The 25,149-nt window shown below is 64.1% G+C and carries 19 protein-coding genes; 9 read left to right on the forward strand and 10 right to left on the reverse strand.

Annotated features, from left to right (window positions below; genetic code table 11):
• Positions 1–211 precede the first annotated feature (211 nt).
• Positions 212–1,183, reverse strand: a complete 972-nt coding sequence (locus tag RX330_RS35365) for an aliphatic sulfonate ABC transporter substrate-binding protein (RefSeq protein ID WP_317241590.1) — start codon at positions 1,181–1,183, stop codon at positions 212–214.
• 188 nt (positions 1,184–1,371) lie between these two features.
• Between RX330_RS35365 and RX330_RS35370 the strand changes: the two genes are divergently transcribed.
• The gene (locus RX330_RS35370; RefSeq protein WP_317241591.1) at positions 1,372–4,161 is read left to right on the forward strand and encodes a [protein-PII] uridylyltransferase; all 2,790 of its coding nucleotides are present in this window, start codon (positions 1,372–1,374) and stop codon (positions 4,159–4,161) included.
• A gap of 138 nt (positions 4,162–4,299) precedes the next feature.
• Here RX330_RS35370 and RX330_RS35375 read toward each other — a convergent pair whose 3' ends face one another.
• On the reverse strand, positions 4,300–4,830 hold the full coding sequence (locus RX330_RS35375) for a methylated-DNA--[protein]-cysteine S-methyltransferase (RefSeq protein WP_317241592.1): 531 nt from the start codon (positions 4,828–4,830) through the stop codon (positions 4,300–4,302).
• A gap of 50 nt (positions 4,831–4,880) precedes the next feature.
• Here RX330_RS35375 and RX330_RS35380 point away from each other — a divergent pair, with 50 nt between their 5' ends.
• Together RX330_RS35380 and RX330_RS35385 are read left to right on the forward strand one after the other, a co-directional pair.
• A complete protein-coding gene (locus RX330_RS35380; protein ID WP_317241593.1) occupies positions 4,881–5,288 on the forward strand; it encodes a DUF1304 domain-containing protein in 408 nt (135 codons plus the stop codon).
• Between the two features lie 146 nt (positions 5,289–5,434).
• Entirely contained in the window at positions 5,435–6,661 is a 1,227-nt protein-coding gene (locus tag RX330_RS35385; protein ID WP_212083657.1) for an ABC transporter substrate-binding protein, read from the forward strand.
• A 198-nt stretch (positions 6,662–6,859) separates the two neighbouring features.
• Here RX330_RS35385 and RX330_RS35390 read toward each other — a convergent pair whose 3' ends face one another.
• Entirely contained in the window at positions 6,860–7,285 is a 426-nt protein-coding gene (locus RX330_RS35390) for a DUF1330 domain-containing protein (RefSeq protein WP_317241594.1), read from the reverse strand.
• 170 nt (positions 7,286–7,455) lie between these two features.
• Here RX330_RS35390 and RX330_RS35395 point away from each other — a divergent pair, with 170 nt between their 5' ends.
• Complete coding sequence (locus tag RX330_RS35395; RefSeq protein ID WP_317241595.1) at positions 7,456–9,663, forward strand: transglycosylase domain-containing protein; 2,208 nt, start codon at positions 7,456–7,458, stop codon at positions 9,661–9,663.
• Between the two features lie 345 nt (positions 9,664–10,008).
• On the opposite strand, the gene RX330_RS35400 is transcribed toward RX330_RS35395, so the two are convergent.
• The 4 genes from RX330_RS35400 to RX330_RS35415 form a co-directional block, all read right to left on the reverse strand.
• Positions 10,009–10,848: a M48 family metallopeptidase gene (locus RX330_RS35400; protein ID WP_212083651.1), complete on the reverse strand. Its 840-nt coding sequence runs from the start codon at positions 10,846–10,848 to the stop codon at positions 10,009–10,011.
• Between the two features lie 268 nt (positions 10,849–11,116).
• A complete protein-coding gene (locus tag RX330_RS35405) occupies positions 11,117–12,445 on the reverse strand; it encodes a polyhydroxyalkanoate depolymerase (protein ID WP_212083649.1) in 1,329 nt (442 codons plus the stop codon).
• Positions 12,446–12,566: 121 nt separating this feature from the next.
• The gene (locus RX330_RS35410; RefSeq protein ID WP_317241596.1) at positions 12,567–13,382 is read right to left on the reverse strand and encodes an ABC transporter permease; all 816 of its coding nucleotides are present in this window, start codon (positions 13,380–13,382) and stop codon (positions 12,567–12,569) included.
• 150 nt (positions 13,383–13,532) lie between these two features.
• Positions 13,533–14,336, reverse strand: a complete 804-nt coding sequence (locus RX330_RS35415) for an ABC transporter ATP-binding protein (RefSeq protein WP_317241597.1) — start codon at positions 14,334–14,336, stop codon at positions 13,533–13,535.
• A 105-nt stretch (positions 14,337–14,441) separates the two neighbouring features.
• Here RX330_RS35415 and RX330_RS35420 point away from each other — a divergent pair, with 105 nt between their 5' ends.
• Positions 14,442–15,764: an ActS/PrrB/RegB family redox-sensitive histidine kinase gene (locus RX330_RS35420; protein WP_317244031.1), complete on the forward strand. Its 1,323-nt coding sequence runs from the start codon at positions 14,442–14,444 to the stop codon at positions 15,762–15,764.
• Positions 15,765–15,865: 101 nt separating this feature from the next.
• The gene (locus tag RX330_RS35425) at positions 15,866–16,420 is read left to right on the forward strand and encodes an ActR/PrrA/RegA family redox response regulator transcription factor (protein ID WP_212083645.1); all 555 of its coding nucleotides are present in this window, start codon (positions 15,866–15,868) and stop codon (positions 16,418–16,420) included.
• Positions 16,421–16,571: 151 nt separating this feature from the next.
• On the opposite strand, the gene RX330_RS35430 is transcribed toward RX330_RS35425, so the two are convergent.
• Positions 16,572–17,060: an MmcB family DNA repair protein gene (locus tag RX330_RS35430; protein ID WP_212083644.1), complete on the reverse strand. Its 489-nt coding sequence runs from the start codon at positions 17,058–17,060 to the stop codon at positions 16,572–16,574.
• Positions 17,061–17,341: 281 nt separating this feature from the next.
• On the opposite strand from RX330_RS35430, the gene RX330_RS35435 reads away from it, so the two are divergent.
• Positions 17,342–19,039 carry an alpha-amylase family protein gene (locus tag RX330_RS35435; protein WP_317241598.1) on the forward strand — a complete coding sequence of 566 codons (1,698 nt, stop codon included), beginning with the start codon at positions 17,342–17,344 and terminating at the stop codon, positions 19,037–19,039.
• A 168-nt stretch (positions 19,040–19,207) separates the two neighbouring features.
• Here the strand turns inward: RX330_RS35435 and RX330_RS35440 are convergent, their stop codons facing one another.
• Positions 19,208–20,806, reverse strand: a complete 1,599-nt coding sequence (locus RX330_RS35440; RefSeq protein WP_317241599.1) for an alpha-amylase family glycosyl hydrolase — start codon at positions 20,804–20,806, stop codon at positions 19,208–19,210.
• 174 nt (positions 20,807–20,980) lie between these two features.
• On the opposite strand from RX330_RS35440, the gene RX330_RS35445 reads away from it, so the two are divergent.
• Positions 20,981–21,649 carry an MBL fold metallo-hydrolase gene (locus tag RX330_RS35445; RefSeq protein ID WP_212083641.1) on the forward strand — a complete coding sequence of 223 codons (669 nt, stop codon included), beginning with the start codon at positions 20,981–20,983 and terminating at the stop codon, positions 21,647–21,649.
• A gap of 201 nt (positions 21,650–21,850) precedes the next feature.
• On the opposite strand, the gene RX330_RS35450 is transcribed toward RX330_RS35445, so the two are convergent.
• Complete coding sequence (locus tag RX330_RS35450; protein ID WP_317241602.1) at positions 21,851–23,032, reverse strand: PHB depolymerase family esterase; 1,182 nt, start codon at positions 23,030–23,032, stop codon at positions 21,851–21,853.
• Positions 23,033–23,815: 783 nt separating this feature from the next.
• On the opposite strand from RX330_RS35450, the gene RX330_RS35455 reads away from it, so the two are divergent.
• Positions 23,816–25,051: an LLM class flavin-dependent oxidoreductase gene (locus RX330_RS35455; protein WP_212083639.1), complete on the forward strand. Its 1,236-nt coding sequence runs from the start codon at positions 23,816–23,818 to the stop codon at positions 25,049–25,051.
• Positions 25,052–25,149: the final 98 nt, after the last annotated feature.

Raw genomic sequence — 25,149 nt, forward strand, 5'->3', positions numbered from 1 at the left:
GAGGAGCTAATGCAAGGGCGCGCGACGTTCTCGGTCGTCGCCCCGGACAAGCGAAGCGCAGATCCGGGGTCCATAACCACAGGATGATGTTGGTTACGGGGACTCGAAGTGCCCGTCTTCGCGCAAAACCGCGCCCCGTGATTGGGTCCCGGGTTCGCTACGCGCCCCGGGACGACAGCGAGATCCAACGGCGCGCTCGCCTACACGCCGATCAATTCGTCGGCAGCGGGACCTGGTCGTCGAGCAGGGTGTCCAGCGTTGCCTTCACGTCGACCTTGGCATCGACGACGCCGGCTTGCTGGAGTGCGAGACCGGCGGCGAGGATCGACTCGCGCTGGGGCGCGCCGATGCGGCTATGGGTGAGCTCGGTGCGCTCCTTGAGCTGCTTGTCGACGACGGCCTCGGGCAGCTTTGTGACCGCGATGAAGGTCTTCTTCAGCTCGTCGTAATTCGCCAGTGAATACTTGCGCGCCTCTTCATAGACGGCGAGCACGCGGCGGGCCGCATCCGGATGGTCCTTCAAGAACTGCTCGCGCACATTGAGGATGCCCCAGGTGTTGGCGTCGGCCTTGCGGTAGAACAGCTTTGCGCCTTCCTCGACCTCGGCCTGCGCCATCATCGGATCGAGGCCGGCCCAGGCATCGACGTCACCGCGGATCAGCGCGGTCTTGCCGTCGGCATGCTGGAGCAGAACCGGCGTGATGTCCTTCTCGGTCAAGCCGGCGCCGAGCAGCGCGCGCACCAGGAAGATGTGCGGATCGGTGCCGCGCGTCACCGCAACGCGCTTGCCCTTGAGATCAGCCACGCTTGCAATCTTGGAGTCCTTGCCCGTCACCAGCGCGGTCCATTCGGGACGCGAATAGACGTAGATTGACTTGATCGGGTTGCCGTTGATCTTCGCCACCAGCGCCGCCGAGCCCGCGGTCGAGCCGAAATCGATCGAGCCCGCATTGAGGAATTCGAGCGCCTTGTTGGAGCCGGCCGACTGCACCCAGGTGACAGTGATCCCGTCCTTGGCGAACTCCTTCTCGAGCAGCCCCTTCTGCTTCAGGACCATCGAGACCGGATTGTAAGTCGCCCAGTCAATGCGGATTTCCTTGAGTGAATCGGCCGCCCGCGCCGCAGGGGTGATTGCGAGTGCCATTGCCCCCGCCAGCAGAATACGTCGTGTGACCATGGTCATGCCCAGCCTCCTCCAAAATTTCATTGCTTTTCAAGGAGTTAAATCTAGAAATCAACGAGAAAATCCGCCCCTCCGAGGCGGACCCGCCGAGAACAGATTTGCCCAAAGCCGCAGCTTTCCAGCATGGAACGACTATTGCCAGAGAATGGCGGGTGACAGCGCCTGTCACCTCTTATATCCGGTGAGGCATGGACAGCGTCGCGACTGAGCACAGGACCGAGGTGGACGATCGTTTCGACACGGCGCGGATCACCGCAGCGGTCGATGCGCTTGCCGAAAAGCATCAGGGACGCGAAGACGCGTTCCGCACCGCCATGGCGCAATTGCTCAAGGCCGAGCTGATCGCCGCACGCGCCGCGGCGCAGCAAATCCTTCTGAAGGACCGCCACGGCCGCCGCTGCGCCGAGCGGCTGTGTCACGTCCAGGACGAGATCATCCGCATCCTCTATTCGGCGGCAACCCGTCATCTCTACCGCTCGCCGATCCCGAGCGGCGCCGAGCGCATGGCGGTGGTCGCGACCGGCGGCTATGGCCGCGGTCTGATGGCGCCCGAATCCGACATCGATCTCCTGTTCATCCTGCCCTACAAGCAGACCGCCTGGGGCGAGCAGGTCGCCGAAGCCATCCTCTATTGCCTCTGGGACATGGGGCTGAAGGTCGGCCACGCCACGCGCTCGGTCGACGAGTCGATCCGGCAGGCGCGCGGCGACATGACCATCCGCACCGCGATCCTGGAGACGCGCTTCCTGACCGGCGACAAGCCGCTCTATGACGAATTGGTCGAGCGCTTCGACAAGGAAGTCGTGCAAGGCACCGCGTCCGAATTCGTGACCGCCAAGCTTGCCGAGCGCGAGGAACGGCACCGCCGCGGCGGCCAGTCGCGCTATCTGGTCGAGCCCAACGTCAAGGACGGCAAGGGGGCGCTGCGCGACTTGCACACGCTGTTCTGGATCGCCAAATACGTCTACCGCGTGCGCGACACCCACGAGCTGGTCGGGCGCGGCGTGTTCGACGCACAGGAATATCGCACCTTCCGCCGCTGCGCCGACTTCCTCTGGTCGGTGCGCTGCAATCTGCATTTCTATTCCGGCCGCGCCGAAGAGCGCCTCTCCTTCGACCTCCAGCGCGAGATCGCAGTGCGGCTCGGCTACACCTCGCATCCCGGCATGCAGGACGTCGAGCGCTTCATGAAGCACTACTTCCTGGTCGCCAAGGAGGTCGGCAACCTCACCGCCATTCTCTGCGCCAAGCTCGAGGACCAGCAGGCCAAGCCCGCCCCGGTCCTGAGCCGGATGATGGCGCGGCTGCGGCCGACCGCGGCGAAGCGGCGCGTCCCTGACAGCGACGACTTCATCGTCGACAACAACCGCATCAACGTCGCAGCGCCCGACGTCTTCAAGCACGATCCGGTCAATCTGATCCGTATCTTCCGCCTGGCCCAGAAGAACAACCTCGCCTTCCATCCGGATGCGATGCGCGACGTGACGCGGTCGCTGAGCCTGATCAACGCGCAGCTTCGCGAAAATCCCGAGGCCAACCGGCTGTTTATGGAGATCCTGACCTCGGACAATGCCGAGATCGTGCTGCGGCGGATGAACGAGACCGGCGTGCTCGGCCATTTCATCCGCGCCTTCGGCAAGATCGTCTCGATGATGCAGTTCAACATGTATCATCACTACACCGTCGATGAGCATCTGATCCGCTGCATCGGCTTCCTGCAGGACATCGAGCGCGGCGGCGTCGAGGAATTCGCCCTTGCCAGCGACCTCATGCGCAAGTCCCGGCCCGAGCATCGCGCGGTGATCTACATCGCCACCTTGCTGCACGACGTCGCCAAGGGCCGGCCGGAAGATCACTCGATCGCAGGCGCCAAGGTGGCTCGGCGGCTGTGCCCGCGGCTCGGCTTCAGCCCGGCCGACACCGAACTCGTGGCCTGGCTGATCGAGGAACACCTGACGATGTCCACGGTCGCGCAGTCGCGCGACCTCTCGGATCGCAAGACCATCGAGAATTTCGCCGCCGTGGTGCAATCGGTCGAGCAGATGAAGCTGCTGACCATCCTGACCACCGCCGACATCCGCGGCGTCGGTCCGGGGGTGTGGAACGGCTGGAAGGCCCAACTGCTGCGCTCGCTCTACTACGAGACCGAGCCGGTGCTGACCGGCGGATTCTCGGAGGTCGATCGCGGCAAACGCCTCGCGGCTGCCTATGCCGAGTTCCGCATGGCCTTTGCCGAGTGGCCGGAGGACGAGCTCGATGCCTATATCGGCCGGCACTATCCGGCCTATTGGCTCAAGGTCGAGCTGCCGCGCAAGGTGCGCCACGCACGCTTCGTCCGCTCCAGCGAGCAGGCCGGCCACAAGCTCGCGATCAATGTCGGCTTCGACGAGGTGCGCGGCGTCACCGAGCTGACGATCTTCGCGGCCGACCATCCGTGGCTGCTCTCGATCATCGCCGGCGCCTGCGCCTCGGCCGGCGCCAACATCGTCGACGCCCAGATCTACACCACCACCGACGGCCGCGCGCTCGACACGATCTCGATTTCGCGGGAATACGACCGCGACGAGGACGAAGGCCGCCGCGCCACGCGCATCGGCGAGATGATCGAGGACGTCCTCGAAGGCAAGCTGCGCCTGCCCGAAGTGGTGGCGCGGCGCACGGTGCGCAGCAAGGCGCGGCCCTTCGTGATCGAGCCGGAAGTGACCATCAACAACCAATGGTCCGACCGCTACACGGTGATCGAGGTCTCCGGCCTCGATCGCCCCGGCCTGCTCTACGAGCTGACCACGGCAATCTCGAAGCTCAACCTCAACATCGCCTCGGCCCATGTCGCGACCTTCGGCGAGCGCGCCCGCGACGTGTTCTACGTCACGGACCTCCTGGGTGCACAGATCAGCGCGCCGACACGCCAGGCCGCAATCAAGAGCGCGCTGACCCATGTGATGGCCGGCGACAAGGCGGTGCAGCCGGCGGCGTGAGGCGGCGGTCTCTCTACTCGTCATTCCGGGCGCGCGAAGCGCGAACCCGGAATCTATTCCTCGGCACCGTCGGTGTAGCCGGATGGATTCCGGGTTCGCCGCTGCGCGGCGCCCCGGAATGACGATGTGGAGAGAGCGCTAAACCTCTACGCCCTCATGCCGCAACAGCCACCTTTTCCGCTCCAGCCCGCCGCCATATTTCACGAGCGAACCATTGGCGCCGATCAGCCGATGGCAGGGCAGCACCACGCTGATGGGGTTGGAGCCGTTGGCATGGCCGACGGCGCGAATCGCTTTCGGCATGTCGATCCTTGCGGCGAGCGCGCCATAGCTCATGGTGGTGCCGGCAGGGATTTGCGCGAGCGCAGCCCAGACCTTCTGCTGGAACGGCGTGCCGGCGATGCGCCATGCGATGCCCGAGAGCTGGCCGAGATCGCCCTCGAAATAAGCCGACAGCGCCGTCCGCGTGGTCGCGGGCGCCGGCTGGTCGCCCAGATCGACTGCGCCGTAGTGCAGGCGCAGGAGCCCGCGCATGCGGTGCTCGTAATCGTCCCAGTCGAGCGCGCGCAGCGCACCCTCGGCATCGGTGACGAGCAGCGCGATTCCGATCGGCGTCGTCAGCCGATCGAGGCCGAAGCGAACAGAGAGCTTGGTTGACCGGCTGGCCATTGCGGCACCATTGCATCGAAACACGCCCCATCGCACTTGCCATGCCGGTCATGCTAACGTCCACCCGAAAGCTGACGCTTTTGGGGGAGCTGACTTTGATCCTGATCGCCAATGTCCTGGTGGCGCTGGTTGCCGCGCTGCACGTATTCTTCCTGATCCTGGAGATGTTTCTCTGGGACAAGCCGCAGGGTCTGAAGGTGTTTCGCAACACGCCAGAGAAGGCCGAGATCACGAAAGTGCTGGCTGCCAATCAGGGACTCTACAACGGCTTCCTCGCCGCGGGCCTGATCTGGGCTCTCGTCCACGGCAATCCGGCCTTCGCGTTCCAGATCAAGGCGTTCTTCCTGCTTTGCGTGATCGTCGCCGGCGCCTATGGCGCTGCCACCGTCAGCTCACGCATCCTGATGGTCCAGGCGCTGCCTGCGGCGGTCGCGCTGGCGGCATTGCTCCTGGCCTAGCTTTTTGGCCTGAGACGCTACGGCGCGGCGTCGCGATCCTTGCGCGCGGCGGCGCCTTCCTCCACAATCTTCGGCAGCGATGGCGACCGTTGCAATCAACGGAAAAGACCGTCGGCCGAAAATTCCGTCAGGAGGAACGACCCAACATGAACAATCGCAGAGCCTTCCTAGCTGCCACGGCAGCGCTCGCCGTCACGTTTTCGGCCAGCCAAGCCCTCGCCCAGAAGAAATACGACACCGGTGCGACCGACACCGAGATCAAGATCGGGCAGACCGTTCCGTTCTCCGGCGCCTATTCCGTCTACGCCAATATCGGCAAGACCCAGGCCGCCTACTTCAAGATGATCAACGATCAGGGCGGCATCAACGGCCGCAAGATCAATCTGATCCAGTATGACGACGCCTATTCGCCGCCGAAGACGGTCGAACAGGTGCGCAAGCTCGTCGAGGGCGACGAGGTGCTGTTCACGTTCCAACTGATCGGAACCGCGGCCAACGCCGCCGTGCAGAAATATCTCAACGGCAAGAAGATCCCGCAGCTCCTTGCTTCCACCGGTGCAGCTCGCTTCAACGACCCCCAGAACTATCCCTGGACCATCGCCTACAATCCCAACTACGTGTCCGAGGGACGGATCTACGCCAAATACATCCTCGCCAATCATCCGAACGCCAAGATCGGCGTGCTCTACCAGAACGACGACATGGGCCGCGACTATCTCGCAGGCCTCAAGAGCGGCCTCGGCGCCAAGGCCGCCAGCATGATCGTCGGTGAAGTCTCCTACGAGGTCACCGACCCGACCGTCGATTCGCAAGTGGTCAAGCTGAAGTCGATGGGCGTCGACCTGTTCTATGACGCCTCCACGCCGAAATTCGCGGCGCAGGCAATCAAGAAGCTTGCCGACCTCGGCTGGACCCCGGTGCACATCCTCGACATCAATGCGAGCCCGGTGTCGGCCACCCTGAAGCCGGCCGGCCTCGACATCTCCAAGGGCATCATCTCGACCAACTACGGCAAGGACCCCGGCGATCCCCAGTGGAAAGACGATGCGGGCGTGAAGGCCTTCTTCGCCTTTATGGACAAGTATTTCCCCGAGGGCGACAAGCTCAACACCATCAACACCTATGCCTATTCGGTGGCCGAGCTGCTGGTGCAGGTGTTGAAGCAGTGCGGCGACGACCTGACGCGCGAGAACGTCATGAAGCAGGCCGCCAATATCAAGGGCTACTCGCCGAGCCTGGCGCTGCCCGGCATCAAGATCAACACCGGGCCGAACGACTATCGCGTCAACAAGCAGATGCAGATGATGAAGTTCAACGGCGAACGCTGGGAGCTGTTCGGACCGATCATCGAGGACTCGGGCCCGTCGGGCTAGTTTCCCCTCTGTCATTCCGGGGCGATGCGACAGCATCGAACCCGGAATCTCGAGATTCCGGGTTCGGCTCTTCGAGCCGCCCCGGAATGACGGAACGAGAGATCGTTGATGGTCCAGTCATAGGCGAGCGGAAGCGACGCTGTCCTTCGGACGGCTATGCCCGGCCATAACGATGGAGGCGGATTCGCCTCATGACGTTCACGTCGGTATCTCCCCAAAGTTCTTTCCCACCGGCAGCACGGCGTGCCGGATCAGCCGGGAATCCTCCACTGCGGCCTGGCGATGCTTCACCGCCTCGCGATAGACGGGATCGCGGATCATCTCGACGAAGGCTCCGACATCAGGATATTCGGCGATGAAGCAATGGTCCCAGCGCTCGTCCTGGGGGCCGATCAACATCAGCTCGAACCTGCCCTGCCAGACGATGCGGCCGCCGAGGCGTTCGAACACCGGGCCGCTCTCGCGGCCATAGGCTGCGTAAGCTTCCGCGCCGCTCGCCTTGCGTCCGTCCGGATAGGCCGCTTCCTTGCGCAGGCGCACCAGGTTGAGCATGTGGATCGGGCCGGGGCGATCGTCGTCCCGGAATTGTGCGAAGATCTCCTTGGTCGGATCGATATGGCCCATGTGTGTTTCCTCGGGTTTTGTGCGGACGATCCTAGCTCCGGCACCAAAGGAGCGGAACTGCGGGGTGCGAATGCCCCACCTCCTAATCACGCGTTAACGCCGGGGTAACCGGGCCTTAAACAGCGCCCGCTAGCGTCTCGGCGGGGCGGGCTGACCGGACGTATTTGCGTATGGCGTGGGGAAAGAAAAAGGGTGGGCGGAAGGAGCCGCTGTTCGGCTTGCCCGCGGCGCTCGCCGATCTGCGCCTCACCGCGGCCGATCGCATTCCCGGCGGCGACGACAAGCCGAAGAAATCGACGAAATCATCCGCCAAGCGCAAGAGCGAGGATGCCGGCGCCGAGCCGCCGCGCGAGCGCAAGGCACCGGCCGGCCGCAGCGGCGCCAAGCGGCGCGCAAAGTCGCGCGGCGGCTTTGGTCTCGGCCGCCTGGTCTATTGGGGCGCCGTGCTGAGCCTGTGGGGCGTGATCGCCGCGATCGGCGTCGTGATCTATGTCGGCGCCCATCTGCCGCCGATCCAGTCGCTGGAGATTCCCAAGCGCCCGCCGACGATCCAGATCGTCGGTGTCGACGGCAGCATGCTGGCGCAGCGCGGCGAGATGGCCGGCGCCAATGTCGCACTGCAGGACCTCCCGCCATACCTGCCAAAGGCGTTCATCGCCATCGAGGACCGCCGCTTCTATTCGCATTTCGGCATCGATCCCGTCGGCATCGCGCGTGCCCTCGTCACCAACGTGCTCCATCGCGGCGTCTCGCAGGGCGGTTCGACCCTGACGCAGCAGCTTGCCAAGAACCTGTTCCTGACCCAGGAGCGCACCCTGCAGCGCAAGCTGCAGGAGGCGGAGCTCGCGATCTGGCTGGAGCGCAAGCACTCCAAGAACGAGATCCTGGAGCTCTATCTAAACCGCGTCTATTTCGGCTCGGGCGCCTATGGCGTCGAGGCGGCGGCGCAGAAATATTTCGGCAAGTCGGCCAAGAACGTCACGGTCGCCGAAGCCGCAATGCTCGCCGGCCTCGTCAAGTCGCCCTCGCGGCTCGCGCCGAACCGCAATCCTGAGGGTGCGGAAGCGCGCGCGCAAATCGTGCTGGCGGCGATGGCGGACGCGAAATTCATCACCGACGCGCAGGCGAAGGCATCGATCGGCCATCCCTCCTATAACGTGAAGCCCACCGGTGCCGGCACGGTCAATTACGTCGCCGACTGGGTCGGCGAGGTGCTGGACGATTTGGTCGGCCAGATCGACGAGAGCATCAAGGTCGAGACCACGATCGATCCGAAGCTGCAGAGCGTGGCCGAAGCCGCCATCATCGACGAGCTCGCCGCCAAGAGCGTCAAGTTCAATGTCAGCCAGGGAGCGCTGGTGGCGATGACGCCTGATGGCGCCGTGCGCGCCATGGTCGGCGGGCGGAACTATTCCGACAGCCAGTACAACCGCGCGGTCACGGCCAAGCGCCAGCCCGGCTCCTCGTTCAAGCCGTTCGTGTACCTCACCGCGCTCGAACAGGGGCTGACGCCCGACACGATGCGCCAGGACGCGCCGATCGAGGTCAAGGGCTGGCGGCCCGAGAACTACACCCACGAATATTTCGGCGCGGTGACGCTGACGCAGGCGCTGGCGATGTCGCTCAACACGGTCGCCATCCGCCTCGGCCTCGAGGTCGGGCCGAAGAACGTGGTGCGCACCGCTCACCGGCTCGGCATCTCCTCCAAGCTCGAGCCGAACGCCTCGATCGCGCTCGGCACCTCCGAAGTCTCAGTGGTCGAGCTGGTCGGTGCCTATGCGCCCTTTGCCAATGGCGGCTTCGCGGTGGCGCCGCATGTCGTGACGCGGATCAGGACGCTCAGTGGCAAGCTGCTCTACATGCGCCAGCCCGATGAGCGTAACCAGGTCGTCGACCCCCGCTATGTCGGCATGATGAACACGATGATGCGGGAGACGCTGATCTCAGGCACCGCCAAGAAGGCGGAGATCGCGGGCTGGCCGGCGGCCGGCAAGACCGGCACCAGCCAGGATTATCGTGACGCCTGGTTCATCGGTTACACCGCCAACCTCGTCACCGGCGTCTGGCTCGGCAATGACGACAACTCGCCGACCAAGAAGGCGACCGGCGGCGGCCTGCCAGTGGAAGTCTGGACGCGCTTCATGAGGACGGCGCACGAGGGTGTGCCGGTGGCAGCCCTTCCGAGTGCACCAGGTGGCTGGGGCCTGTCGAACCTCGCGCAGGCGGCCTCGCAGGTATCACCACCGACAGCGGCTCCAGCGCCGGCTAACAATGGCGGCTATCGTCCGCCGCCCCCGACGCGCGCCAATGTGCGGCCGGAAGCGGCTGCCGGGCTCGATGGCTGGCTGATGGACCGGCTGTTTGGCGGAAACCGATAGGTTCTGCCTGAGGTCGAGGATGGCCTCAGAACAAAAATTGCGAAAACAACCCCATGCACAGTAGCCGGGGATAACGAAATCAACGGCTTGCGCGGGCAGCGCAAAGGCTTGAAGCGCGCCAGAAAACCGCTGTCATGCCCCGCGACCCGGCTACGCCCAAGGCTTCGCCGAGCTTTCGGTCTTGGGCGCGCCGAAGCTTTAGCGCAGGCGGCAAGCAGGGAGGCTGGTACGCCGCGGCTTCTCGGCTCCATAGCAAGTGGCTCTGGAATACCGGATCGCCCGCTCCAGTGCGCAAGAGCGCACAAGGCGGGCGATGACAGCGTCGGATGAGGCGACAGCGAGGGCCTAATCCTCGACGCCGTACCGGTGCAGATCGTTGCCGTAGGTGTCGAGCCACTTCTTGGCGCGTTCCATCGACGGACAGACCTTGCCGCAGACGCGCCAGAACCGCGCTGAGTGGTTCATCTCGACGAGATGGGCAACCTCATGCGCGGCGAGGTAGTCGAGCACGAAGGGCGGCGCGAGGATCAGGCGCCAGGAGAACGACAGCGATCCCGCAGAGGTGCACGAACCCCAGCGGCTGGACTGGTCGCGGATCGACAGGCGCTTGACCCTGACGCCAAGCTCGGCCGCGTAGGCTTCCGCCGAGCGCTGAAGATCGCGACGCGCCTCGCGCTTGAGGAAGTCACCGACGCGGCGATCGACATGTTCGAGCCCGCCGGCAACGCAGAGAACGCGCTCCCCGCTGTCGCGCGTCTCGGTCCACACCGTACCGCGCGTGCCGGCGCGGTGAACGATGCGATGCGGCGTGCCGCGCAGCGGTATCACCGTGCCCGGCTGGAACGGCGCCGCCTTCGGCAAGCGACCGAGACGGGCGGCGATCCACGCACCGTGACGCTGCGCGAAGTCCTTTGCTTCGGCCAGCGTGCCGCGTGGCGGCATGGTGAGGATGGCTTCGCGGTCGCTCGGATGAATTCTGAGTGTGTAGCGGCGCGCACGTCTGTGCCGGCGCAATCGGATGGCAAAAAATTGCGATCCGTGGGTGATGACGAGGGTCTTCGGTTCGTGGGGCCGACGATAAAGGAGTGCGCGGGTAGCCATGTCTGTCAGTCCGGGGGGCAGGAGGGCGCCCGGATTCTGCCATAACCGCCGCCAGGGAAAGCGCTCGGCGCAAAAACAAATCATTTGCCCAATATACAGCGGTCTGGCGTCCGGGAGACCCTACAGACTGGGGGTGGAACCGGCTTTTTTCGCCCCCGCTGGACGCATGCGACACCCCCAAGGGGTGAGGGCGGACTCACTCCTATGAAGCTACCTAAATACCGCGAATCTGGCGGGAACCCACCCCTGTCGGAGGCCCAAACAGGACCCGAATTTTCGCCGGGAAAGCCGAAGACCGTAGCGAGAGCCGCTCCGATGGAAAATCGGAACGGCTACTTCGCGTGTAAACACGCTATTCGGCGGCGCGCGCCTGCAACGAGCTCGGATTCGCGGCCGAAACCATGAAGTCATGGATCCGCGGCACGATTTCCGACCTGAAGCGCGAGCCGTTGAACACGCCGTAATGTCCGACGCCCTTCTGGACGTAATGGACGCGGCGATGATCCGGGATCGAGCTGCACAAGGCGTGCGTTGCTTCGGTCTGGCCGAGACCGGAGATGTCGTCGTTCTCGCCTTCGACCGTCATCAACGCCACGCGCGTGACCTTGGAGGGATCGACGCGTGTTCCGCGATGGGTCATCTCGCCCTTCGGCAGCGAGTGCTTCACGAACACGGTGTCGACCGTCTGCAGGTAATATTCGGCGGAGAGGTCCATCACCGCGAGATACTCGTCGTAGAATTCGCGATGCTTGTCGACGAGGTCGCCGTCGCCCTTCACCAGATGGGCAAAAAGCTGCTTGTGGGCGTCCATATGCCGGTCGAGATTCATGCTGATGAAGCCGTTGAGCTGCAAGAATCCCGGATAAACGTCACGCATCATGCCCGGATGCGGGAACGGCACCTTGGTGATGACGTGGTTGCGGAACCAGTCGATGCCGCGCTCCTGGGCGAGATTGTTCACCGCGGTCGGATTGCGGCGGGTGTCGATCGGGCCGCCCATCAGCGTCATCGAGGTCGGCACGAACGGATCGCGTCGCGCTTCCATGACCGAGACGGCGGCGACGACGGGCACCGAGGGCTGGCACACCGCGATGACGTGGGTGTTGCCGCCGAGAACGTGCAGCATCTCGATGACGTAGTCGATGTAATCGTCGAGATCGAAGCGGCCGTCGCTGAGCGGCACCATGCGGGCATCAGCCCAGTCGGTGATGTAGACCTCATGCGCGGGCAGGAAAGCCTCCACCGTGCCGCGGAGCAGCGTCGCATAATGGCCGGACATCGGCGCCACGATCAGCACGCGCGGCTGCGGGCTGCGCAGCGGACGGGTGAATTTGCGGTCGAAGTAGAGCAGCCGGCAGAACGGCTTTTCCCAAACCGAGCGGATCTCGATCGGGACGCGGATGCCGTTGACCTCGGTGTCGTTGAGACCCCATTCCGGCTTGCCGTAACGGCGCGTGGTCCGCTCGAACAATTCGCAGGCCGCGGCGACCGACTTGCCGACTTCGGTGCGCGCCCAGGGATTGAGCGGATTCTGGAACAGCAGCTTGGTCGCGTCAGTGACCGCACGCGCCGGATTGAGAGAGGCGTGCGCCATCTCGTACATCCAGTACATCGGCGTCGTCAGAACCGGACTGCCTTCGGCCGCCAGGGGCGGCGCGCCGCCAAACTCACCAATCGGCATTTCTATATTCCTCTTCGCATCGCAGCATACTGCCGAATGCGTAATATTGCGTCAATGCATGGTTCCGTACATCTACGTAAGCAGATCGGCCAAATCAGGCTGAATCCACGAGAAAGTGACGTTATTCGCCGCCCGACAGCAGCGAGCCGTTCAGCTTGGCGCTGCGTAAAAGGGCAAGGAATGCTGCAAAAGATGCAACCAGAAGGGCCGCGTTGAGGGCCAACGCGCCGAGCATCAGATCGGTCCTGAAGGTCTGCATGAGAAGCGCGCGCATCCCTTCGAAGACGTAGGTCGGCGGCAGCGCCCAGGCGACGTACTGCAAAAAGGCCGGCAGCACGCTGACGGGATAATAGACGCAGGCCAGCGGCAGGATCGCGAACATCAGGGTCCAGACGATGCTCTCCGCGCCGAGGCCGTTGCGCAGCACGAGACCCGACACGAAGATGCCGACCGACCAGCTCGTGAAGATCAGATTGCAGAAGAACGCGATCAACGGCAGGCCGAGCGCATAGACGTTGAAGTGAAACAGGAACAGGGCGAGCAGCGTCATCGGAACGATCCCGATCGCGAGCCGGATCAGGCTCATCACCATCAGCGACAGCAGAAACTCGATCGGCTTCAGCGGGCTCATCATGAGGTTGCCGATGTTGCGCGCCCACATCTCCTCCAGGAACGAGATGGAGAAGCCGAGCTGGCCGCGGAACAGGATGTCCCAGAGGATGACCGCGCCGATCAGCGTGCCGCCGGCGCGCGCGAAGAAATTGGCGTTCTCGGCGATGTAGAGCTGGAGGAAGCCCCAGGTGATGACCTGCAGTGCCGGCCAGTACAGCAGCTCGAGCAGCCGCGGCCACGACGACATCAGCAGGTACCAATAGCGCAGGATCATCGCGCCGATGCGATGGACGGAGATGCCGCGATGGAGGGAGACGTCGGTCATGGCAGCTACGTCATCTTGAAAGGGCCGTCATTCCGGGGCGATGCGCAGCATCGAGCCCGGAATCCATCGGCCCGCAGCACACGCGGCGAAATGGATTCCGGGCTCGCGCTCCGCGCGCCCCGGAATGACGGATGAGACACGTGGGCCGCCTCACCTCACCCCCTCCTTGACCCCGTTCACGCGGCCGCGCGCGACGTCCAGAAACACCTCCTCCAGCGTGGTGCGGTTGTAACGCGCCATGATGGCCTCCGGCGTGTCGTCGTCCTCGATGCGGCCGCGCTTCATGATGATGACGCGGTCGCAGAGCCGCTCGACCTCGAGCATGTTGTGCGAAGCCAGCAGAATGGTGGCGTTGTTCTCCTTGCGATAGCGCTCCAGATGCGCCCGCACCCAGTCGGCGGTATCGGGGTCGAGCGAGGCGGTCGGCTCGTCCAGGAGCAGCAGTTCGGGCCGGTTGATCAGCGCTTTCGCAAGCGCGACGCGGGTCTTCTGCCCGGCGGACAGTTTGCCGTTGGCGCGATCGATGAAATCGGTGAGATCGAGATCGTCGGCGAGCTCCTTGATGCGGCCGGCGAGGTGCTTCACCGCATAGAGCTTGCCGAACACGGTCAGGTTCTGCCGGACCGTGAGCCGCATCGGCATGTCGACATAGGGGCTCTCGAAGTTCATCCGCCCCAGCACGGCCGCGCTCTCCTCGGGCATCCGATGACCGAGCACCTGGACGCGGCCGGAGGTCGGCAGCACCAGGCCCATGATCATCGCGATGGTCGTGGTCTTGCCGGCGCCGTTGCCGCCCAGAAGGCCGGTGATGCTGCCGCGCGGCAGCGAAAACGAGATATCGTCGACGGCGCGGGTCTGCTTGTAGACCTTGACGAGATGATCGACCGTGATCGCCGCGGACGGGCTGCGCTCCGCGACAGTCGGCCGACTTGAAGCCTTGTCATTCTCGGTCATGCTGACCGTCTTCTGCTATTGCGGCAGGGAGCGCAAGGCTTGTAATCCGGTGGTTCCGCGAGCCCAGCGCTTATGAGCTTAGAAGGCACCACCGCATTGGCCGACATGACCGAACTTGCCGCCTCCAACTTCCGCCATGCACAGCGGCATATCCGCCTGGACACGATCCTGCGGCTGCGCTGGCTCGCGGTGCTGGGCCAGCTCGCCGCGATCTTCATCGTGGCGCAGGGGCTGGAGTTCAACGTCGAGATCGTCCCCTGCGTCAGCATCATCGCCCTGTCGGCGGCGCTCAATCTGGGGCTCCAGACCGCGGCCAATCCGATGCACCGGCTGGAGCCGATCCAGGCTGCCGGCCTGCTCGCGTTGAACATCGTGGAACTGGCTGGTCTGTTGTTCTTCACCGGGGGTTTGCAGAACCCGTTCTCGTTCCTGTTCCTCGCGCCGGTGCTGATCTCGGCCACGGCGCTGCCGGCGCGCTTCACGTTCGGCCTCGGCCTGCTCGCCGTGACCTGTGCCTCGATCCTGTTCTTCTTCCACCTGCCGCTGCCCTGGGATTCCGACGATCCGCTGGTGCTGCCGCCGATCTATCTGCTCGGCGTCTGGCTCTCGATCGCGCTCGCGATCGGCGTCACCAGTCTCTACTCGTTCCAGGTGACGGAAGAGGCGCGCAAGCTCGCTGACGCGCTGGCCGCCACCGAACTCGTGCTGACGCGCGAGCAGCACCTCACTCAGCTCGACGGGCTCGCAGCCGCAGCCGCGCACGAACTCGGCACGCCGCTCGCCACGATCTTCCTGATCTCGCGCGAGCTGGAAAAGACGGTGAAGGACGCCGCTTTTGCCGCCGATCTGAAGACCCTGCGCGAGCAGACCCAGCGCTGCCGCGACATCCTGAGCAAGATCACCCAACTCTCCTCCATCGGCGCGCCGTTCGACCGCATGAAGATGTCGGAGCTGATCGAGGAGGTGGTGGCCCCGCACCGCGATTTCGGCGTCGACATCAAGGTGCGGATCGCGGTGACCGCCGCGGCCGAGCCGGTCGGCTCGCGCAATCCGGCCATCCTCTACGGCATCGGCAACATCGTCGAGAACGCGGTCGACTTCGCCCGCACCACCGTCGAGGTGAATGCCTGGTGGAACAAGGACCACATCGAACTTCTGATATCCGACGACGGTCCCGGCATTCCGCCCGATATCCTTAACCGGATTGGCGAGCCCTATCTGTCGCGGCGACGCGGCCATGATGATGGCAGCGGCGAGCGGCGCGGCCTCGGTTTGGGCGTGTTCATCGCGCGCACCTTGCTGGAACGGACCGGCGCCAAGGTCTCGTTTACCAACCGGATCTTCCCGGAACACGGTGCCGTGGTCCAGATCACGTGGCCGCGACAGCGATTTGAGACTATCGAGACGCTCGAAGAAACAATAGGATAGGCGCGACCTTGCGTCGCAAACAGGGCCGATCGACTATCGGCGGCCTTGGCACCGCCCGCTTGCGAGGCCATATGTAGACGCGTTGGAGAGAGGACAAAACCTTGAACGCCATCGCCGAACTGAACGAACAGGCCGACCGCTCGCTGCTCATCGTGGAGGACGACAAGCCGTTCCTGGAGCGGTTGTCGCGCGCCATGGAAACGCGCGGCTTTGCGGTGACGTCATGCGATACCGTCTCGGACGGTCTTGCGCAGATCGGCAGGGCGGCGCCCGCATTCGCCGTGGTGGATCTGCGGCTCGGCGACGGCAACGGCCTCGACGTGGTCTCTGCGCTGAAGAAGAAGCGCCCGGATGCGCGCGCGATCGTGCTGACCGGCTACGGCAACATTGCCACCGCCGTCACCGCGGTGAAGATGGGCGCGATCGATTATCTCTCCAAGCCCGCGGATGCCGACGACGTCGTCGCGGCGCTGCTGTCGACGAGCGCGGAGAAGTCCGAGCTGCCGACCAACCCGATGTCGGCCGACCGCGTGCGCTGGGAGCACATCCAGCGCATCTACGAGATGTGCAACCGCAACGTCTCGGAAACGGCACGGCGGCTGAACATGCACCGGCGCACGCTGCAGCGCATTTTGGCGAAGCGCGCGCCAAGGTAAGTTTCAACGGCTCTCGTGCCCCGGACGCAGCGCAGCACGAAGTGATGCGCTGCGTCCGGGGCCCATTTCTCGGATTCCATTGCCGCCTTCTGGGTCCCGGCTCTGCGCAGCAACGCTACGCGCTGCAGCGCGTCCGGGACACGAGACCACGCTACTCCCAAAAATCCGCGTGCCCCTGCGGGTCGACCAGGCGGTTGATGCGCAAGGCTGCCGCCATTCCAAACCGCACCGTCATCTGCTTGCGCGTGGCGGCCGCGAGCTTGTGCTCGGGCGCCTCGCAATGCATGTGCGCGCCATAGGCATCCGCGACGATCAGGCCGGTGTCTTCCGGAAAGATCTCGCACGGCAGGTCCTGCGTGAAGGCGAAGTACAGCCGGTCGCAATGGGCGCGGTATTCGTGCCATTTCTGATCGGCGCGCAGATCCTCCACCGACGACTTGATCTCGACGATCCATATCTCGCCGCGCTCGTTCAGCGCCACGAGATCGGCACGCCGGCCCGAGGGCAGCGGCAATTCGCTGATGCAGGAGAAGCCGAGCGAACGTAGGAGCCGCGCCGTGCCGCGCGCGACCGCGAGCGCCGTCTCCGACTGGCGGCGATCGGGTGGCGGCACGAGCGTGATGCGGGCGGTGTTGTCCATGGGTGGGAGATTAGCCGATTCCATGAAGGGCGAACACTGTTCGATGAAAGCGAGCTGTTGGCACACTCTCGGTGTCGTCCCCGCGAACGCGGGGACCCATAACCACAGGGCAGAGTTGGGCGACGTCTCGTCGAACGGTACTCCTACCAGCCACGACCGATAGATCACGCGGTATGGGTCCCCGCGTTCGCGGGGACGACAGCGGAGCGGAACCTCCCCTCCCCCACGCACTTATCACGCAGCCGCCGCACCTCGGCGGAACAACCCGAGGCTATCGGCGCATGATCGACGATCTCTGGTACAAGAACGGCGTGATCTACTGCCTGTCCGTCGGCTCCTACATGGACGCCAACGGCGACGGCATCGGTGATTTCAAGGGCCTGCTGCGCCGGCTCGACTATCTGCACGGCCTCGGCATCACCACGATCTGGCTGATGCCGTTCCAGTCCTCGCCGGGCCGCGACGATGGCTACGACATCGCGGATTATTACAGCGTCGATCCCCGCTACGGCACGCTCGGCGATTTCGTCGAGTTCACCCATGGCTGCAAGCAGCGCGGTATCCGGATCATCATCGATCTCGTCGTCAATCATACCTCGGACCAGCATCACTGGTTCAAGGAAGCGCGGCGCGACAAGAACTCGCCCTATCGCGACTGGTATGTCTGGTCCGACAAGAAGCCGGCCGGCGCCAACAAGGGCATGGTGTTTCCAGGCGTGCAGAAATCGACCTGGACGCGGGACAAGGAGGCAGGCGCGTACTACTTCCATCGTTTCTACGATTTCCAGCCCGACCTCAACACGTCGAACCCGTACGTGCAGGCGGAAATTCTCAAGATCATGGGCTTCTGGATCCAGCTCGGCGTCTCCGGCTTCCGCATGGATGCCGTGCCCTTCGTCATCGCGACCAAGGGCGCAAAGGTGAAGAATCCGGTCGAGCAGTACGACATGCTGCGCGCGTTCCGCGAATTCCTGCAATGGCGGCAGGGCGACGCCATCATCCTCGCCGAGGCCAACGTGCTGCCCAAGACGGACATGGAGTATTTCGGCCACGACGCCGACCGCATGCACATGATGTTCAACTTCCACGTCAACCAGCATCTGTTCTATGCGCTGGCCTCCGCGGATTCGCGCCCGCTGGCGAAGGCGCTGAAGGCGACCAAGCCGCGGCCGGCGACGGCGCAATGGGGCCTGTTCCTGCGCAATCACGACGAGCTCGATCTCGGCCGCCTGACCAAGGCGCAGCGCGATGCCGTGTTCAAATCGTTCGGCCCCGACAAGGACATGCAGCTCTACGATCGCGGCATTCGCCGCCGCCTCGCGCCGATGCTGGGCGGCGACCGCAGGCGGCTCGAGCTCGCCTACAGCCTGATGTGCACGCTGCCGGGAACGCCCGTGATCCGCTATGGCGACGAGATCGCGATGGGCGACGACCTCTCGCTTCCAGAGCGCAATTGCGCGCGCACGCCGATGCAATGGTCCACCGAGCCGCACGGCGGCTTCACCAAGAGCAACAAGCCAGCCTGCCCTGTCATCGACAAGGGACCGTACGGCTATCCGCACGTCAACGTCGCAAAGCAGCGGCGCGATCCCAACTCCATGCTGAACTGGACCGAGCGCATCGTTCGGATGCGGAAGGAAGTGCCGGAGGTCGGCTGGGGCGATTTCGCTATCATCCCGACGCGCGATCCCGCCGTGTTCATCATGCGCTACGACTGGCGCAACAATTCGGTGCTGTTCGTGCACAATCTCGACGAGAAGCCGCGCGAGATCGCGTTCTCGACGGGCCTGTCAGGCGAGGCCGGCGCACGGCTGATCAATCTGCTCGCGGAAGACCACAGCCATGCCGACAAGCGCGGCCAGCACCGCATCGTGCTGGAACCTTACGGCTATCGCTGGTACCGGATCGGCGGGCTGGACTATCTCTTGAAGCGGAGTGACATCGACAAGAACACTGCGGGCAACAAGCATCCGGGGTGACGTCAATGAGGTTGCTCCGCCGCCTCCACGATCGTCATTGCGAGCGCAGCGAAGCAATCCAGAGTCTTTCCGTTGAGGGATTCTGGATTGCTTCGTCGCAAGGGCTCCTCGCAATGACGGGGAGAGAGCGTCGATTCCGGGCCCACCTTTCCTTCGGTGAAGGCCCACCTACGGCGGCGCGACGATCACGCCTTCGTTGCCGCGCAAATCCAGCACGCCCTCGATCCGCTCCCCTTCGCGATCTAGGAACGTCGACAGCAATATGCTGCTACCGAAGCGGATGGCGCTGGTGGTCACCGCGACGGGATCGGGGCCGAGATTGAGCGCCACGATCATCGCCTTGCCCTCGGCCTCACGGCGATAGATCAGAAGATCACCTTGCGCCGCGATCGGATGATAATCGCCCGCGACCAGCGGCGGACAGCTCTGCCGCAAGCCGATCAGGCGCTTGTAGAGGTTGAGGATCGAGCGCGCATCCGCTTCGAGATTGACGACGTTGTCACGCACATGATGCTCCGGCAGCGGCAGCCATGGCCGCACCCCGGAGAAGCCGCCGAATTGCGAGGAATCCCATTGCATCGGCGTGCGGCAGCCGTCACGGCCGACGCCGATCCCGGGCACGTTCTTCTCGAAGGGATCGCGGACATCCTCCGGCGCGATGGCCACCTGGTGCATGCCGATCTCGTCTCCGTAATAAAGAGTCGGCGTGCCGCGCAGCGTCAGCAGCAGCATGGCGGCGACCCGGGCCTGTTCCGGCCCGACGCGGCTCGCAACACGCGGGCGATCGTGGTTGCCGAGCACCCAGTTCGGCCAGGCGCCGCGCGGCAGCGCCTTCTCGTAATCCTCGATGATCGTCTCGATCGAACGGGCGCTCCAGAACGTCGAGAGCAGCGCGAAATTGAACGGCATCTGCGCGCCGGTGAGGTCGTTGCCGTAATAGGCCATCAGACGATGCAGCGGCAGATAGATCTCGCCGATCAAGACGCGCGCGCCATACTCATCGGTGACGCGCCGCATCTGCGCGATCACGTCGTGCACCTCCGGCTGATCCGTGGAATATTGCGTCATGATCCTTTCGTTCGGCGGCCGGCCCTGGACGTAATGCGGATTTGGCGGGTTGTCGCGGAATTCGGCGTCCTTGATCAGGTGCCAGATCACGTCGACGCGAAAGCCGTCGACGCCCTTCTCGAGCCAGAACCGCATCACGTCGTAGATCGCGTTGCGGACGTCGGGATTGCGCCAGTTCAGGTCCGGCTGCTGGGCCAGGAAGGCGTGATAGTAATATTGGCCGGTGGTCTCGTCGTACTGCCACGCACTGCCGCCGAACTCGGACAGCCAGTTGTTCGGCACGCCGCCGTCGGGCGCGGGATCGCGCCAGATGTACCAGTCGCGCTTGGGATTGTCGCGCGAGGCGCGGCTTTCGACGAACCAGGAATGCTGGTCGGAGGTGTGGTTCGGCACGAGGTCGAGGATCAACTTCAGGCCATTGTCGTGGGCGGCAGCGATCAACGCATCGAAGTCTTCCATCGTGCCGAACAGCGGCTCGATGCCGGTATAGTCGGAGATGTCATAGCCGAAATCGGCCATTGGCGAGGGAAAGATCGGTGACAGCCAGATCGCATCGACCCCAAGCGATTTCACATAGGGCAGCCGCCGCAAGATGCCGGCGAGATCGCCGACGCCGTCACCGTTGGAGTCCTGAAAGGAGCGCGGGTAGATCTGGTAGAAGATGCCGTCGCGCCACCAGTTTTCGTTGCCGTGAGCCATGCCGGAAGACCACCCAGAATCTGCATCTTGCGCGGGAGAACGCGATAGCGACGCCCCGGTTCAAATTGGCAGGTCAATTGGGACAGCCGTGTGACGGCTGTTCCCGGGCTCGTTCTGGCTCTCAGGGACGAATCTTTTGCTTGGCGGCATGGCAAAAATCGGCATTGTGAGGCCATGACCGAGCAAAACGATACCAAAGCCAAGGCGGGAGCGATCATCGTTCCCGTGACGCTGTTCGAGCAGAACTGCACCATCATCTGGGACGAGCCTTCCAAGAAAGCCGTGGTGATCGATCCCGGCGGGGACGTGCCGAAGATCCTTGACGCGATCAAGCAGACCGGTGTCACCGTGGAGAAGATCTGGTTGACCCACGGCCATATCGACCATGTCGGCGGTGCGGCGGACTTGCGCGACGCACTGAAGGTGCCGATCGAGGGGCCGCACGAGGCGGACAAATTCCTGCTCGACAATGTCGTGGAGAGCGGCGCGCGTTTCGGCATGACCGGGGTGCGCAACTTCGCGCCGGACCGCTGGCTCGAGGAGGGCGACAGCGTCTCGATCGGCGACCTCACGTTCGAGATCTTCCACTGCCCCGGCCATTCGCCCGGCAGCGTGGTGTTCTTCAACAAGGACTTGCGTTTTGCCCATGTCGGCGACGTGCTATTCGCCGGCTCGGTCGGACGCACGGATTTGCCCGGCGGCAGCCACGCGACATTGATTAACTCGATCAAGTCCAAGCTCTTGCCGCTCGGCGACGATGTCGGCTTCATCTGCGGCCATGGCGCCGGCTCGAGCATCGGCCAGGAGCGGATGACCAATCCGTTCATTACCGGCGAGATGTGAGCGTTGCGACAAACTCCCCCGTCATTCCGGGGAGCGCAATAGCGCGAGACCGGAATCCATAACCGCAGGACGATGTGGTTGCCGGGACTCGGAGTTATGTCTTCGCGTCTCACGATGTCACGGGAGCATGGGTCCCGGATCCACGCGCGCCTGAGGCTTGCTGGGCCGGGACGACAGCGGAGTGTGCGTCCCGGTTGGAAATTACTTCATCAACCCCGCGGCGGTCAGCGCGCGCGTGATGATCTGGCCGATATCGAAGCCACGGGCCTCCTCGCGCGTCGGCGCGACCGGCTGTTCGGCGACGGCCGCGCGGATCGAGCGGGCGAGATGCGGCGCGGGCGAAAGCGCCTGCTTTGTTGCAGGCTTGGTTACGGACTTGGCTTCCGCCTTCGCAGCGTCCGCAATCCAGTCGGTGAGACCGAAGAACGTTGCGATGTGATAGGACGAGGAGATGCCGGCCTCGATCAGGAAGGCGCCTTCGACGCCATAGCGCTGATCATTGTCGGCGATCCCGAGTGGCGTGCCGTGCGCCATGTCGGTGATGGCGTAGGATTCCACCAGCGTCTCGCCGTCCTTGTTCCACCAGGCCTGGCGCGGATAGCCGTCGACATTGGTCTCCGCCATCGGCGCTTCCGGCAGATCGTGCAGGTCGAGCCATTGCTTGACGATCTCGTTGGCGTTGCCGGGATTGACGGTGCGATCGGCACTGCCGTGCCACACCGAGATTTTCGGCCAGGGGCCCCGATAGTCGGAAGCGTTGCGCACGAGATCGCCGAGTTCGCGCGCAGGACGCACCGGGGAGTGGAACATACCGTCCAGCGCCTCGCGCAGGTTCGAGGCGATGCCATAGGGCAATCCGGCAATGACCGCGCCCGCCGCGAAGACTTCCGGATAGGTCGCGAGCATCACCGACGTCATGCCGCCGCCGGCGGACAGACCGGTAATGAAGACGCGCCTGGGGTCGATGCGATGCGCCTTGACCATGTGCGCGATCATCTCACGGATCGAATGCGCCTCGCCGCCGCCTCGCGCCGTGTCTTCCGGATTGAACCAGTTGAAGCAGGTGTTGCCGTTGTTGATGCGCTGCTGCTCGGGCATCAACAGCCCGAAGCCATAGTGCTGAGCCAATGTCGACCAGCCGGCGCCGAGGTCGTAGCTGGCCGCGGTCTGCCCGCAGCCATGCAGCACGACGACCAACGCGCGCGGCTTCTGCAACTGCGCCGGCACGAACGCGAACATGCGCAGGGCCCCGGGATTGTCGCCGAAGCTCGTGACCTCTTCCAATGGACTGGACACATCAGCGCTGCGGCCGAGATCGGCAAAGCGCAGACCGTCCAGCCTCGGCAGACGTCTCAACAAATCGACATTTTTGGCTAACGACACGGCGAATTCCTGGTGGGCGACGTTCAACGTCCAGCCAAACCAGATAGTTGCTGCGTTGCAAAATAAAAAGACCGTGCGCTGTCAATCCTGCGAAATCGTAGGGATTCCGCGGAATTCCCAGGCATTAACCACAAATGCCTCAACTTCGTGCAGGGGCGACGCGCATCCACGTCAGAAATACGGCGTAGACCGGACTTAATGTCATAAACAGCGCAAGCGAGACGAGAGATCCTGCGCGCCCTGATTGCAGGGTCTTCGACCGCTGAAGACCGCCGCGTCGATTGCGGCCGCTCCGGCCGCATTTCCGATCTGCGCAATGGTGTCGTACATCCCGGAGGCCGAGCCTGCGGCGACAGGCTTCACGGTCGAGAGCACTGCGCCGGAGAGTGGCGCCATCACCAATCCCCGACCGTGGCCGAAGACGATCTTGGTGAGCGGGAGCGGCGACGACGCATCGAAGAAGACGCGACGAGCGCGAGCACCGCAAGTCCCGCGATCAGAAACCGCGCAGCCTTCGATCAAGACCCTGATGCCGCGATGGCGCATTTGCACGCCGCTGTGACGTGACGCCACGACTCTGCATGAACAGTGAGTCACACTGCCGCTGGAACGGGGCACTCTCGACACGTCAATGCGAGCGAAGCTCGTCGCGCAGGCAGGGAGAGGGAAGAAACACGCATGCCAGCATTCCGCCGTGCGGGACACCGCACGATTGCGTTCGTGCCATCAGGCACGTAGCCTCACCGTCTCAACGAACAGAAAATCAAAGCCGGAGAGAACGCCATGGCGCGCCTGAAGTTCGGAGCCTTTCTTGCCCCGCATCATCCAATCGGGGAGCATCCGATGCTGCAGTTCCGGCGCGATCTCGACCTGGTCGAGCAGCTCGATGCGCTCGGTTATGACGAGTTCTGGTGCGGCGAGCATCATTCCTCCGGCTGGGAGATGATCGCCTCGCCCGAGATGTTCCTGGCTGCTGCCGGCGAGCGTACTAAGCGGATCAAGCTCGGCACCGGCGTGGTGTCGCTGCCCTATCATCATCCCTACAATGTCGCCCAGCGCATGGTGCAGCTCGACCACATGACCGGCGGCCGCGCCATCTTCGGCTCCGGCCCCGGCGCGCTCGCCTCCGACGCACACACGCTCGGCATCGACCCGATGACGCAGCGCGACCGCCAGGACGAGGCCATCGGCGTGATCCGCCGGCTCTTCAACGGCGAGCGGGTCACCGCCAGGAGCGACTGGTTCACCATGAACGACGCCGCGCTGCAGATCCTGCCGCTGCAGGAGGAGATGCCGTTCGTCGTGGCCTCGCAGATCTCACCTTCCGGCATGACGCTCGCCGGCAAATACGGCATCGGCATCATCTCACTGGGCTCGATGACGACGCAAGGCCTGATGTCGCTGCAGCAGCAATGGCAGTTCGCCGAAGATGCCGCGAAGAAGCACGGCACCACGGTGAACCGAGCGGATTGGCGCGTGCTGCTGACCTTCCACATCGCCGAGACCCGCGAGCAGGCGCGCAAGGAGGCCGGCGCCGGGCTGATGCGCTGGCACAACGAATATAATGTCGGGACGTTGCAGCGGCCGGGGCTGACCGCATTCTCCTCGCCCGACGAGGCCGTGGACAAGACCGCCTTCGTCGAGGGCGCGGCATCCACCATCGGCACGCCCGACGATCTCGTCAAAACCATCAAGAACGTGATGCAGGTCTCCGGCGGCGTCGGCGCCATCATCGGGTTCGTGCACGACTGGGCCAATCCGGAAAATACACGCCGGAGCTGGGACATGGTGGCGCGCTATGTCGTACCCGAGATCAACGGCTACATCGATTCCTTGCGCAGGTCACAGAAGTTCGTGATCGAGAACCGCGCGATCTTCGAGCGCGCAGGCCAGGCGGTGATGGCCAAGATCATGGAGAACGAGAAGGCCGCCGAGGCGCTGAAGGTGACCGGCCCCGGCCGCGTCGCCATTCCCGCCGTCAACGCCCCGGATCTGCAGAAGGAAGCGGCGAAGCGGTAGTGCCCAATCTGCAATCCCGCAAGGGCCATCCAGATGACTTCGTAACGTTTGAGCGAACGCCTCGTCCTTCGAGACGACCGCTACGCGGTCTCTCGGGA

It is taken from the genome of Bradyrhizobium sp. NDS-1 (genome assembly GCF_032918005.1).
Classification (GTDB): Bacteria; Pseudomonadota; Alphaproteobacteria; order Rhizobiales; family Xanthobacteraceae; genus Bradyrhizobium; species Bradyrhizobium tunisiense.